General features: G+C 68.9%; 10 protein-coding genes. 5 read left to right on the top strand and 5 right to left on the bottom strand.

The genetic code is table 11. The annotated features are described in order from the left end of the window. Positions 1-118: 118 nt before the first annotated feature. From MOQ72_RS42660 to MOQ72_RS42680, 5 genes are all read right to left on the bottom strand, one after another. Positions 119-910: an SDR family oxidoreductase gene (locus MOQ72_RS42660; protein WP_372495650.1), complete on the bottom strand. Its 792-nt coding sequence runs from the start codon at positions 908-910 to the stop codon at positions 119-121. Between the two features lie 112 nt (positions 911-1,022). Further along, entirely contained in the window at positions 1,023-3,356 is a 2,334-nt protein-coding gene (locus MOQ72_RS42665) for an ATP-binding protein (protein WP_242191758.1), read from the bottom strand. Positions 3,357-3,768: 412 nt separating this feature from the next. Continuing rightward, positions 3,769-4,701, bottom strand: a complete 933-nt coding sequence (gene coaA, locus MOQ72_RS42670; RefSeq protein WP_242191760.1) for a type I pantothenate kinase — start codon at positions 4,699-4,701, stop codon at positions 3,769-3,771. 153 nt (positions 4,702-4,854) lie between these two features. Continuing rightward, positions 4,855-6,894 carry an NACHT domain-containing protein gene (locus tag MOQ72_RS42675; protein WP_242191762.1) on the bottom strand — a complete coding sequence of 680 codons (2,040 nt, stop codon included), beginning with the start codon at positions 6,892-6,894 and terminating at the stop codon, positions 4,855-4,857. Between the two features lie 105 nt (positions 6,895-6,999). Next, positions 7,000-8,430 (bottom strand): amino acid permease, encoded by a 1,431-nt coding sequence (locus MOQ72_RS42680; protein ID WP_242191764.1) that lies wholly within the window; start codon positions 8,428-8,430, stop codon positions 7,000-7,002. 321 nt (positions 8,431-8,751) lie between these two features. On the opposite strand from MOQ72_RS42680, the gene MOQ72_RS42685 reads away from it, so the two are divergent. The 5 genes from MOQ72_RS42685 to MOQ72_RS42705 all read left to right on the top strand — a co-directional run bounded on the left by MOQ72_RS42685 (position 8,752) and on the right by MOQ72_RS42705 (position 13,561). Continuing rightward, on the top strand, positions 8,752-9,204 hold the full coding sequence (locus MOQ72_RS42685; RefSeq protein ID WP_242191766.1) for a universal stress protein: 453 nt from the start codon (positions 8,752-8,754) through the stop codon (positions 9,202-9,204). Further along, positions 9,185-10,156, top strand: a complete 972-nt coding sequence (locus MOQ72_RS42690; protein ID WP_242191768.1) for an adenylate/guanylate cyclase domain-containing protein — start codon at positions 9,185-9,187, stop codon at positions 10,154-10,156. Before MOQ72_RS42685 ends, MOQ72_RS42690 begins: the two co-directional genes overlap by 20 nt. Positions 10,157-10,370: 214 nt before the next feature. Further along, positions 10,371-11,750 carry an FAD-binding oxidoreductase gene (locus MOQ72_RS42695; RefSeq protein ID WP_242191770.1) on the top strand — a complete coding sequence of 460 codons (1,380 nt, stop codon included), beginning with the start codon at positions 10,371-10,373 and terminating at the stop codon, positions 11,748-11,750. A 22-nt stretch (positions 11,751-11,772) separates the two neighbouring features. Next, a complete protein-coding gene (locus MOQ72_RS42700; RefSeq protein WP_242191771.1) occupies positions 11,773-13,002 on the top strand; it encodes an SAM-dependent methyltransferase in 1,230 nt (409 codons plus the stop codon). A 46-nt stretch (positions 13,003-13,048) separates the two neighbouring features. Further along, complete coding sequence (locus tag MOQ72_RS42705; protein WP_242191772.1) at positions 13,049-13,561, top strand: VOC family protein; 513 nt, start codon at positions 13,049-13,051, stop codon at positions 13,559-13,561. Positions 13,562-13,685 lie beyond the last annotated feature (124 nt).

A 13,685-nucleotide genomic window follows, 5' to 3' on the forward strand; every position in this document is an offset into this window, starting at 1 on the left:
CGCACCGCCCCCCCCCCCCCCCCCACCCCCTGTGGCCCCCCCCCCAACCCCCCCGCGGCGGCCACGGGCCGTGCGGGCCAACGCGGGTGCCACCGGTTTTCCCCACCCACGAGACCGTTCAGCCGCGTGGGCGCCAGCGGGCGAAGCCGCCTTCGGTGTTGATCACCTGGCCGGTGATCCAGCGCGCTTCGTCGGTGGCCAGCCAGGCGATCAGCCGGGCCGGGTCGTCGGGTTCGCCGTAGCGGCCGAACGGGAACATCGGGCGGATCGATCGCCAGGTCGGTTCGTCGAGGTAGCCGGTGTCGACCGGGCCCGGATTGACCGTGTTGAGCGTGATTCCCGCATCCGCCAGTTGGTCGGCCAGCGTCACCGTGAGCTCGGCGAGAGCGCCCTTGGCCGCGGCGTAGGCGACCTCGCCTGGCATCGGGCCCTGCTGCTGGCCCGAGGTCAGGAACACGATCCGGCCGCCCGGCCGCCCGTCGTGCCGCGCCGCGAACGCCTGGGCCAGCAGGATCGTCGACCTGGCGTTGACCACCCAGTGCCCGTCGAGCATGTCGGCGTCGAGTTCGCCCAGCGCCCCGTCGGAGCCGCTGCGCGCGTGGTTGCAGATCAGCACGTCGAGGTGCCCGAACTCCGCCACGACCGCATCGACGAGGCGCTGCGGGGCTTCGGGTTCCGCCAGATCCGCGCTGGTATCGGAAATCCGCGCACCGGGCACCAACTGCTCCGCGACGCCGTCGAGCACCGCACCGACATCGTCGCCGCCCCAGGGCTGATCGACGTCGTGCGGCCGGTAGTGGTGCAGGAAGACCGACGCGCCGTAGGCCGCGAGCCGCCGTGCGATGGCGTATCCGATGCCCTGCCTGCGGCTGACGCCGGTCACCAGGGCCGCCCGGCCCCGCAACGGCATCGGATCGCGCGCAAGACCACCAGTGCTCACGCCGCGCATCGTAATCGCGACCGTGCGTCTCGTGAGTGACAAACCGTGCTACAGCCCGGTTTCGCACTCACGACCGGCACCGTTACAGCGAGTCGCGGTGGGCTGTCATCCAGGCGGCTATCTGGGCTCGCGAGCTGAAGCCGAGTTTCGACAGGATCTTCTCCACGTGGCCCTCGGCGGTGCGCGGGGAGATCACGAGTCGGGCTGCGATGTCCCGGTTCGTCAAGCCTTCCGCGACCAGTTGGGCGATCTCGAATTCGCGGCGGGTCAGCAGGTGCGCCCACTCCTCCTCCGGGCGTTGCCGCGCTGCCTCGGGTTGCGTGGTTTCCAGCGCGAAGTCGATGGCTTCCGTGGTGGACAGCCCGTAACCGGTCTTGAACGCCTGCTCGTAGCCGCTGTCGCCGAGCGCGTCGCGGGTGCGGTCCAAGTGCTCGTGGTGCAGCTGGGTGAGCGTGGCGTAGAGCTCGGGGGACCCGCCGATCGCTTCCCAAACCGCACCGGCGATGCCGAAGAGCGTGGCGGCTCGGGCGTGCTCCCGACGCCCTTCGGCCGCCCAGGCCAGCACTTCCAGGGTGAACGCCATGGACGACTTGTCGCCCAGCAGTTGTTCCAACCGCAGTGCTTCCTTGCAGGACTCCTCGGCTTTGCCGAAATCGCCGTCGAGGACGTCGATGGAGGCGCGCGCCCAGAGCGCGTAGGACCGCCAGAAGATGTCGCCGACCTGGATCGTCTTATCGATGCACGTGTCCAGCAGGGCGCGGCCCCGTTCCGGCTCGCCGTTGTGCCCCACGGTCAAGCCGTACATGAACAGCGAGAACAGTTCGCCGCGCAGCAGCTGCGAATTCCGGAACTGCTCGCAGGCTTCCCCGAAGAGCCCGACGGCGCGGTTCAGGTCGGCGCTGACCAGCGCGGCCATGCCCGAGACGTGCGCCAGGTAGCCGTTCTGCTCCTCGTTGCCCACTTCGTCGGTCAGTTCCGCGGCCTCGGCCAGGTATGCCTGCGCCGTGGAAAGGTCGCCCTGGTGGATGGTGAACCAGGCGTTGAGCACCAAACCCGACAGCCGCTCCCGGGATGGTCCTGGCATGTGGGACAGCAATCTGTCCAGCCACATCCGGCCTTCGGTGAGATAGCCGCGCAGCGTCCAGTAGTCGACCAGCCGAACCGCCATTCGCAGCCCCGCTTTGGCGTCGCCGTTCTCGCGTGCGCAGCAGTCCAGCGCCACCCGCACGTTGGGGTAGTCCTGGTGCAGCCTCGTGTTCCAAGCCGGTTCGTCCGGTCCGACCCATGCGGCGGCGAAACGGGTTGCCAGCTGGGCGAACCAATCGCGGTGGCGGTGGCGCACCGCGACCTGGCGACCGTCGGCGACCAGCTTCTCCTCGCCGTACTCGCGGGTGGTGTCCAGCATCCGGTAGCGGACGCCGTTCGGGCCCTCCTGCGGCAGGAAGATCGACTTGTCCACCAGCGCATCGACCAGCACGAGCACGTCCTCGCACGGCACGTCGTCGCCACCCGCGACGAATTCCACGGCTTCTAGGTCGAAGGTTCCGGAGAACACCGATGCGCAGGCCCACACCCGGCGTTCCATTTCCGAGCACAGCTCGTAGCTCCAGTCGATCAGGGCGCGCAGGGTCCGGTGCCGCGGCGGCAACCCGCGCCTGCCGTTGCTCAGCAGGTTGTGCCGCTCGTGCAGGCGCTCGGCGAGTTGTTCCAGCGACAGCGAGCGAAGTCGGGCCACGGTCAGCTCGATGGCGAGCGGAATCCCGTCGAGGTCGTGGCAGATTCTGGCCAGTGCTTGGTAATTGCAGCTGTCGAGGTTGAAGCGGGGGACCACCGCGGTGGCGCGCTCGATGAACAGCCGCACCGAGTCGAAGTGCGCGACCGCGGCCGGTGAGCCGATCTGGTCCGGATCGGGCACCACGAACGGGACCACCGGGAACATGCATTCGCTGACCAGGCCGAGGGATTGCCTGCTCGTGGTCAGCACCCGCAGCTCCGGGCAGGACAGGATCAGCGTGCTCACCAGCGTCGCGCAGTCGTCGATGAGGTGCTCACAGTTGTCGAGGACGAGCAGCAGGGGTCCAGCGGAGAGCCGGTCGATGATCGTGTCGGTCACCGGTCGCGAGGACTGCTCGCGCACGTCCAGTTGACCCGCGACTGTTTCCGCTATCAGCCGGGGTTCCCGGAGTTGCGCCAGATCGACGAACCAGACCTCGCCCTGGAAGGCACGCCGGACGTCGGCGGCCACCCGCAACGCCAACCGGGTCTTGCCCACCCCGCCCGGTCCGGTGAGGGTGACCAGCCGATGTTCGGATAGCAGCCGTTTGAGCTCGGCGAGTTCGTGTCGGCGTCCGACGAAACTCGTCGAGTCAGCGGGTAGGTTTCCCACCCGACGCCGACCGGATGTCGAGCGTGCCACGCGACCAGCCTAATACGAGCAGCCGCGCGGCGTAGTCGTCCTTGATCACAACTGCCGAGGCGCGCGAAATCCGTGACGTTGGGTGGTGAGATGTGCGCGTTGGGTCGTCCACGCCCGCGAATACGTATGGCAGTGCGTATTTGCACGGGTTTGCCGCCGCGCCGGATGCGGCAATCTGTGGTTGCTCCCACTGGGAGCGGGCAAGGAGATTCGGTGACCGCTCCTCCCCCTGCTGGTCTCCGGATCGGGAGAAGTGCTATGCCCTGCCGCACTGACGGGGTAGGGACGACGGCTTGCCCGGCTCTTACCCCCCGACGAGCCGGGCAAGCCGTTTCGGCGTTTATGGCCCGAATTTCCGGTTTCGGCACGAGTTTCTTGACGCGATTCTGACGCGGCCGCCCGGCCGCGACGATCACAGCTTGCGCAGGCGGACGCGGTTGATGGCGTGGTCGATGTCCTTGCGCAGCACCAGGGTTGCTCGCGGGCGGGTGGGGAGGATGTTCTCCACCAGGTTCGGTTCGTTGATGGTGCGCCACAGGTGGTCGGCTTCGGCGCGGGCTTCGTCGTCGGAAAGCTCGGCGAAGTGGTGGAAGTGCGAGTTCGGGTCGGCGAACGCCGTGCCGCGCAGCGTCAGGAAGCGGTCGGCGTACCAGCGGGCGATGTGCTCGGTGTGCGCGTCGACGTAGATGGAGAAGTCGAAGAAGTCCGAAACGGTCAGGCTCGGGCCGGGCTGCAGCACGTTCAGCCCCTCCACGATGAGGATGTCCGGTTTGCGCACCACGTGCTGTTCGCCCGGCAGGATGTCGTAGGCGATGTGCGAGTAGACCGGTGCGGCCACTTCCGGCACACCGGATTTGACCTCGGTGACGAAGCGCAGCAGCGCCCGCCGGTCGTAGCTCTCCGGAAAACCCTTGCGGTGCATCAGGCCGCGGCGGACCAGTTCGGCCTTCGGGTACAGGAAACCGTCGGTGGTGACCAGGTCGACCCGCGGGTGGTCAGGCCAGCGGGCCAGCAGTGCGCGCAGGATCCGCGCGGTGGTCGACTTGCCGACCGCGACGCTGCCCGCGATGCCGATCACGAACGGCACCTTGGTGCCGCGCGTCTCCTCACCGAGGAACGTGGTGGTGGATTCGTGCAGCCGTTTGCGGGCGGCCACTTGGAGGCTGATCAGCCGCGACAGCGGCAGGTAGACGTCGGCGACCTCGGCGAGGTCGACCGACTCGCCGAGCCCGCGAAGCGCGACGAGCTCGTCCTCGGTCAGCGGTAGGGGGAGGGAATCGCGCAGTTCTCGCCACTGCGCGCGGTGCAACTCGACGTACGGGCTCAGTTCGCGAACACGTGTCACGAGCACCCCTCGGCGTTGAGGCCCGGCCAGGTGAACATCGCCGGAACGTCCGACAACATGCGAAAACCCTAGGCGGCCGAGGGCCCGCGACGCTGTGATCCAGTGCACGCTGAGACGGAAGAAACACCTTGATCGATCGCGCGGTGCGGCGGATCACGCGGAGTCGGGATCCGGGTCCTGGTCGTCGCTGTCCGCGAGGTGGTCCTGCAGGTTGGCGTGCCGGAACTGGTAGACGCGACCGGCGCGGCGGAGCAGCCCGAGCCGGTGGGCGTCGTCGAGGAACCGCATCAGCCGGAACGGGACCCGGCGTCGGAGCCGGAGGACGCAGACCGCGGTGAGGTACACCAGGCTGGCCAGGGCGGGCGGCACGTCGCGGTCCTGCAGCACCACGATCAACATCACCAGGACCAGCGAGCCCAGCAGTGCGGGATAGCCCACCAGGCCCGCCACCAGCCCGATCGCCAGCCCGCCGACGACCCCGAAACCAAGCGATCGGATCGACATCAGCTGCAGGTCCCCGCGCAGGGTGCTGACCGGGCTCTGCGCCCGGTCGTCGGTCGCCAGCGTCGCCATCCACACCATCAGTCCGTGCACCAGCCCGAAGACCGCGCCGATCAGCGCGAAGGCCCAGAAGTCCGCGCCCAGGACGAGCTGGAACAACGTGCCGACGCCGAGGCCGCTGGCCACCCACAGCACCATCGGCTGTGCGGTGGAGGTCAGCAGCAGGCGGCTCCGCCCGCGCAGGCGGAGGTTCGCGTAGGCGGGTTCGGCGCCGTGGCTGGCGGCCATCGCGTACCCCAGTCCGGTGCCGAAGCCGGTGAGCAGTCCGACGACCAGGCCGACCGCGGACGCGGCGAAGAACAACCCGGTCAGTGCGCCGACCAACCCGGTCAGCAGGCCGAATCCCAGGCCCCACGCCAGCCCGATCGCGGCGCGGTACCGCGGTCCGGTGTCCACCGCGCGGTGCAGGCGCCACCAGGCCAGGTCGCGGTCGTCGGTGCTGTCGAGGTGGTGTGCGAGGAAGGTGAGCCAGCGCTTGACGTCCGCGGGATCCCAGCCTGGCTCCTCGCGACCGGATTGGGCCTGCTCGGCGTAGATCAGCGCGTCGGGCAGGTGGTCGAGGAGATGTCGGGTGATCGCGGCGGATGTCGGGAAGCGTGCGCGGTCGAGCAGTTCCGCCGGATCGGACCGGGCGTCGATGTAGATCTTGCGGAGCAGCCACAGGTCGAACGGGGTGGCCAGGGCGCCCGCGAGCGGGCTCGCCGCGGCGTCGTCGAGCGCCGCCAGCAACGTCGCCCAGCTCTGGTCGGACCGGTTCCGCAGGCAGTCGGTCAGGTAGCCGACGACATCGGACGTGGTGAGCGGCAGCGGCTCGATGACGATGGCGCGGGTGATGTCGCCGCCCTCGGCGACGGCGGTTTCGTACTCGTCGCCGCGGCAGGTCAGGATGAGTTGATCATCCCTGGTCATGGCCTCGTTCAAGGCGGTCAGCGCGGCGGGGCGCAGCGCCTCGGGCAGTTCGTCCAGGCCGTCCAGCACGGGCAGGACCCGGTGTTCGGCGACCAGCCTGCGGACCGCATCGGCGCCGAGCTCCGCGGCGCCCAGCGCCGGGTACTCCTTGGCGATCCGCCGCGTCAACCAGTCGTGCAGCGGCTGTGCCGGGTGCCAGCTCGACAGGGACAGCAGCACCGGCACCGGATCTCCGGCCGCCTGGGACGCCACGAGTTCGCGCACCAGCAGCACGGCCAGCGACGTCTTGCCCATGCCGGGGTCACCGACGATGACCATCCGCCGGTGCGCGAGCCCGCGGAACGCCGCCGCGAGTTCGTCGATCCGGTCGGTGCGACCGGCGAGCGCGGGTTCTTCCCGCGCGTCGGCCAGCCGCCAGCGCACCCCGAGCGTGCCCGGATTGTCCAGCTGCCGGAGGCGGATCTCGTCCTCCCACTGGGCCAACACCAGGTTCGCGAGCCGGTGCTGGGCCTGGCTGACCTGGTCGAGGGTGCCGACCACGGCCGCGGCCTGCCGTTGCAGCAGCAGTGGCGCGATGGCCAGCGGTACCGACACCAGCTGCGCCCAGTTCGCGGCGTTCTGCAGGCCCTGGGTGCGCAGCAGGAAGCCGAGCCCGATACCGGCGGCGAGCAGCACAACCGCAGGCACCAGCGGGTGCCGACGCACACCAGTTCCGGCTGTCATCGACGGGCATGATCGCAGAAGCACTCCGTCGAAAGTGGCTGAACGAAAAGGAAACACCGGAGGGGCGCAGTGCTCCCGTCCGGTGTTCCGGGCTTCAGCGCCCGCTCACTGCGGGGTGTTGAGCTTGGACTTGCGGTAGCCGTAGGCGAAGTAGATCACCAGGCCGATGAGGAACCACACGCCGAAGCGCAGCCAGGTCACCGGGTCCAGGAAGGTGACCAGCCAGATCGAGAACACGATGCCGATGATCGGCACGACCGGCATGCCTGGGCATCTGAACACGCGCGGCAGGTCCGGGCGCTTGTAGCGGAGCACGATCACCGCGGCGCACACGATCACGAACGCCAGCAGGATGCCGATGTTGGTCAACTCGGCCGCCTCGCCGATCGGCAGCAGCCCGGCGATCAGCGCCGAGGCGGTGCCGATCAGCCAGGTGAAGCGGCTGGGCACCTTGCGCACCGGGTGCGTCTTGGCGAACCACTTCGGCAGCAGGCCGTCCCGGCTCATCGCGAACCCGACTCGGGTCACACCAAGCATGAACGTGAACATCACCGTGAGAATCCCCAGGATGGCGCCGACCGCGATGATCGCGCCGAGCGCGGGCAGGCCGACGTCGGCGAACGCGCTCGCGAACGCGCTCTCGGCGCTGATCTGCTGGAACGGGATCATGCCGGTTAGGACCAGGCAGGCAAGCACGTAGAGCACCATGGAGACGGCCAGCGAGTAGATGATCGCCTTGGGCATGTGCTTCTGGGCGTCCCTGGACTCCTCGGCCGCGGTGCTCATCGCGTCGTAGCCGAACACCGCGAAGAACACCGTCGCGGCTCCGGCGAACGCGCCGCTGATGCCGAATGGGAAGAACGGGTTGTAGTTACCGGCGTTGATGTGGAACGCGCCGACGACGATCACCAGCAGCACCACGCCGACCTTCAGGTACACCAGCAGCGTCTCGAAGCGCGCGGCGCTCTTCATGCCCTGGTTGAGGATGAAGGCGATCAGCAGGCACAGCAGCGCGGCGAACAGGTTGATCTTGTAACTGCCGATCGGCGCATCGCCGTCCTCGGTGCCGGGTGCGCCCATCATCCAGTACGGCAGGTCGATGCCGAGGAAGCCGAGCAACTCGTTGAAGTACCCGGAGATGCCGATCGCGACCACCGCGACGATCGCGGTGTACTCCAGCAGCAGGTCCCAGCCGATCAACCAGCCGACGACCTCGCCGAGCACCGCGTAGCCGTAGGTGTAGGCCGAACCGGCCTTGGGGATCATGCCAGCGAACTCGGCGTAGGAGAACGCCGCGGCCGCGCTGGCGATGCCCGCGATCAGGAACGAGATCAGCACGGCGGGCCCGGCCTTCTCGTTGGCCACGGCACCGGCCAGCGAGAAGATCCCGGCGCCGATGATGCCGCCGACCCCGATCGCGGTGAGCTGCCACAGGCCCAGCGAGCGCTGCAGCCCGGTCTCCCCGTCCTCGGTGATCGCGCCGATGGGCTTGCGGCGGAATATCCCCCGCCCAGGCTGGAGACTTGGTGTGGTCACGGCTTCTCCCGTTGAATCCGTTTTGCGCGAAAGGTTACGTACCTGGCGTGATTCGGCTCGGCGAATGCCCGCGCTACCTCGACCGTGTCGTGCATCACCAATGGGTTTGCACGTCGCGGCGAAAACTACGCGCGTCCAGCGCATTATCAGGTTGTGGGGTCGGACGAGACTTCTCCGGATCGTTTGGCCGAGCGAACAAAACAGCCGGTGGACCGGTGAAACGCGGCGCGGGGCGCGGCGCGGTCGGTAGCGACCCGTGACCGTCCGGCGGCGGAATCGTTAGTGTTCAAGCCGGTGCCAACCCGTGGAAGTGGGAGTGCGATGTCCAAATACCGCACCGTCGTCGTCGGAACGGACGGCTCGGCGCCCTCGCTGCGCGCGGTGTCCCGCGCCGCCGAGGTCGCCAGCGATTCGGCCGCCCGGCTGGTGATCGTCTGCGCTTACTACCCGAGCAGCGCGCGGGAGGTCGAGCAGGCGCAGGACGCGCTCGGCGACGAGGCGTTCCAGGTGATCGGTTCGGCACCGGCCGAGGACACCCTGCGCGAAGCCACCGACGTCGCCCGCGCGGCTGGCGCGACGAGCATCGAGACCTTCGCCTCGGTCGGCGCGCCGGTGACGGTGCTGCTGTCCGCTGCCGAGAAGGCCGCCGCCGACCTGCTGGTGGTGGGCAGCCGGGGGTTGAACACGCTGAAGGGGCGGATCCTCGGCTCGGTGCCAGCCGAGGTGTCCCGCCGGGCCGAATGCGATGTGCTCGTTGTCCGAACCACGCGATGAGCCGTCGGCGCACCGGGTCGAAGCCGCCATCCTCGGCGGGTCGCCGCGCTACACCAAGGCCGAGGTAGCCGCGGCGGCCGGGGTGCCGGTGGCCCGCGCCGAGCAGCTCTGGCAGGCGATGGGTTTCGCGCACGTCGACGACGACGCTGTGGTGTTCACCGATGCGGACGTCGCCGCGCTGCGCGCCCTGGTCGAGCTGGTCTCCGCCGAGGTGATCCCGCCCGAGCTGGAGTCGGCGGTCGCGCGGTCGCTGGCGCAGACCATGTCGCGGCTGGCGGAGTGGCAGGTGGGCATCTTCAAGTCGTTGCTCGGCGAGCAGTTCGCGGTGGACGTGGTGACCACCGCCCAGGTCGCCGAGGTGATCCTGCCGGTGATGGCGCGGATGCAGGACTACGTGTGGCGGCGGCACCTGGCGGCCTGCGCGGCTCGCGAGCTCACCGAACGCGATCCCGGCGCGGCCGAGCGGGTGCAGGTGATCGGCTTCGCCGACATCGTCGGCTACACCAGGTTGATCCGGGACTTCACCGAGTTGGAGTTGGCCCGGCTGATCGACGGTTTCGAGGCGTTGGCCGGTGGCGTGGTCGCGGAGAACCACGGCCGGGTGATCAAGACGGTTGGCGACGAGGTGCTGTTCGTGACCGACACCGCGGCCGAGGCCGCCGAGATCGCGTTGACGCTGAACGAGGAGATCGCCAAGACCGATCTGCTGCCGCCGCTGCGGATCGGGCTCGCGCAGGGACCGGTGCTGGCCAGGTTCGGTGATGTCTACGGTTCCACGGTGAACATCGCGAGTCGGCTGACCTCGGTGGCCCGCCCCGCTTCGGTGCTGGTGGACCGCGAGCTGGCGGAGGCGCTGCGGGGGCACCGGGAGTACCGGCTGATCTCGGTCGGGCCGACGAAGGTGCAGAGCTTCCGCGGCTTGCGGGCTTGGGCGTTGCGACGATCGGCGTAATCCGGATCCGGCTGTGTGACCGAAATCCCGGTGTCGTTGCACGGTGCAACCAAATATGGCCGAGTCGGCCCCGATCACCTGGCGTTTTGCGATCTCCGTTGGTGGATCATCCCACTCCCGGATGGCCACTACGGGGTGTTTGTCCACTACGGGGGCATGTTTGCCCCTCGTAAAGCGGGATGCCTGGGGGCTGGCCCGGCAATAGAGTCGAGGCATGGTGGATCGGGGAACGGTCGTGGCGGGCAGCCATTCCGATGACGTGGCCGCGTTGGTGGCGCAGTACGAGCGGCTACCGGACGGCGCGCCGGTGCGGTTGGCCAAACCGACGTCGAACCTGTTCCGGTTCCGCGCGCCGTCGGACAGTCCGGGGCTGGACGTCGGGCGGTTCAACCAGGTGCTGGAAGTGGATTCGGCCAACCGCATCGCCCAGGTGCAGGGCATGGCGACCTACGAGAGCATCGTGGCCGCACTGCTGCCCGCCGGGTTCATCCCGATGGTGGTGCCGCAGCTCAAGACGATCACGCTGGGCGGCGCGGTCGCCGGGCTCGGCATCGAGTCCACCTCGTTCCGCAACGGTCTGCCGCACGAATCCATGCGGGAGATGGAGATCCTCACCGGCGACGGCCAGGTGGTCCGGGCCCGGCCGGAGGGTGAGCACGCCGAACTGTTCCGGGGTTTCCCCAACTCCTACGGCACGCTGGGCTACGCGCTGCGGCTGGAGATCGAGCTGGAGCAGGTCAAACCCTACGTCCGGGTGCAGCACGTGCGGTTCGGCTCGGCGCGGGAGTGCGCCACCGCGATCGCCGAGATCTGCCGCGACGGCAGCTTCGACGGGCAGCGCGTCGACTTCGTCGACGGCACCGTGTTCAGCCCCGGCGAGCACTACCTGACGCTGGGCTCCTATGTGGACCGCGCGCCGTTCACCAGCGACTACACCGGCCAGCAGATCTACTACCGGTCCCTCCAGCAGCGGCAGATCGACTACCTGGACATCCACGACTACGTGTGGCGCTGGGACACCGACTGGTTCTGGTGCTCCCGAGCGCTCGGCGCGCAACATCCGCTGGTCCGCCGGTTCTGGCCAGCGCGGTACCGCCGCTCCGACGTCTACCGCCGGATCGTGGCCTGGGATCGCCGCCACGCGGTGACCGACCGGCTCGCGGTGCTGCGCGGCAAGGGCGGGAACGAGCCGGTGATCCAGGACGTGGAGATCCCGGTCGATCGGCTGCCGGAGTTCTTGGAGTTCTTCCACCGCGAGATCGGCATCAAGCCGATCTGGCTGTGCCCGGTTCGGCTGCGCGACCCGGCGGGCTGGCCGCTGTACCCGATGGACCCGAACACGTTGTACGTCAACGTCGGTTTCTGGGCGACGGTGCCGCTGGGGCCAGGCGAGGCGCCCGGTCGGCACAACAGGGCGATCGAGCACGCGGTGACCGAGCTCGACGGCCACAAGTCGTTGTACTCCGACTCCTATTTCGCCGAGGCGGAGTTCTGGCAGCTGTACAACCAGCCGGTCTACCAGCGGTTGAAGCAGCGGTACGACCCGAAGGGCCGCCTTCCCGGACTGTACGAGAAGTGTGTGCGGGCGAAATGAGCAGCAGGAAGGAGATCCGCTGATGGGCTGGGCAGAGGTGTTCACGCGCATCCTCGGAAGCGATGTGTCGGTGGAAATCCGCGCCTTCGACGGCAGCCAGGCCGGTCGGTCCGGCGCGGACGTTCGCGTGGAAATCCGGTCCCCGCTGGCGCTTTCGCACCTGGCGGCGGCACCGGGCGAACTCGGTCTGGCACGTGCCTACGTCAGCGGCGCGATCGAGGTGCACGGTGACATGTACACCGCGCTGGCGGCGTTCCCGTCGGTCGCGCTCAACGACATCCCACCGGGCCTGCGGCGCGAGTTGGCGGTGAAGCTGGCAGGGTACCGGCTGTGGTGGCCGGTTCGACCGCCGGAGGTCGAGCACCGGCCGCGCGGCTGGCGGCACTCCAAGCACCGCGACAGCAAGTCGATCTCGTACCACTACGACGTGTCCAACCGGTTCTACGAGTGGGTGCTGGGGCCGTCGATGGCCTACACCTGCGCGGTGTACCCGACCGAGAGGTCCACTCTGGAGGAAGCGCAGTTCGCCAAGCACGACCTGGTGGCGCGCAAGCTCGGGCTGCGGGAGGGCATGCGGCTGCTGGACGTCGGCTGCGGCTGGGGCGGCATGGTGATGCACGCGGCCGAGCACTACGGGGTGCGCGCGCTCGGCGTGACGCTGTCCCGGCAGCAGGCGCAGTGGGCGCAGAAGACGATCGCCGAACGCGGCTTGGCAGACCTAGCCGAGGTCCGGCACCTGGACTACCGCGACGTCTCGGAGAGCGGCTTCGACGCGGTCAGCTCCATCGGCCTCACCGAGCACATCGGCCTGGCGCAGCTGCCGAGCTACTTCTCGTTCCTGCACGACAAACTGGTTCCCGGCGGCCGGTTGCTCAACCACTGCATCACCCGACCGGACGGCAGACGCGGCTCGCGACCGGGCAAGTTCATCGGCCGCTACGTCTTCCCGGACGGTGAGCTGGAGCCGGTGGGCACCCTGGTGTCGGCGATGAACGACAACGGCTTCGAGGTGCGCCACGAGGAGAACCTGCGCGAGCACTACGCGCTGACCCTGGCCGGTTGGTGCGCGAACCTGGAGCAGCACTGGGACGAGGCGGTCGCGGAGGTCGGTCTCGAACGAGCACGGGTGTGGCGGTTGTACATGGCAGCCTGCCAGCTGGGCTTCGAACGCAACAACGTCCAGCTGCACCAGGTCCTCGGCGTCCGCCTCGACGACACCGACGCGCACGTGCCGCTGCGCCCGACCTGGTGACCGATTAGTTCTGCCGCAGTGGCCGGTCCAACCCGTTGAGGTCAGCATGAACGCGACCACCAGACGGGAGACGGACATGTACGAGATCAGCCAGAAGATCACGCCCAACCTGTGGTTCGACACCCAGGCGGAGGAGGCGGCGGAGTTCTACACCGGCATCTTCGAGAACTCGCGCATTGTCGACGTGCTGCGCTACAGCGACGCAGGACCGGGTGAGCCGGGCTCGGTCATGGTGGTGGTGTTCGAGCTGGCTGGCCAGCAGTTCGTGGGCCTCAACGGCGGTCCGCAGTTCAAGTTCACCGAAGCGCTCTCGCTGGAGGTGCACTGCGATTCGCAGGAGGAAGTGGACCGGCTGTGGCAGCAGCTCGGCGAGGGCGGCGAGCACGGCCCCTGCGGCTGGCTGAAGGACAAGTACGGCCTGTCCTGGCAGATCGTGCCGACCAGGTTCTTGGAGCTGATCACGGATCCTGACCAGGAGAAGGCCGCACGGGCGATGCGGGCGATGTTCGGCATGGGCAAGCTCGACATCGCGGCCCTGGAAGCAGCCGCCAAGGGCTGAGCGGGTCGTGGGGGGGGGAAGGGGGGGGGGGGGGGCCGGGGGGAACCCCCCCGCCCCCGCCGGCGGTGGGGGGGGGGGGGGGGGGGGGGGGGGGGGCACACACCCGGGCGGGGCCCCGGGGGGG

The organism is Saccharopolyspora soli, from assembly GCF_022678645.1.
Lineage (GTDB): Bacteria > Actinomycetota > Actinomycetes > Mycobacteriales > Pseudonocardiaceae > Saccharopolyspora > Saccharopolyspora soli.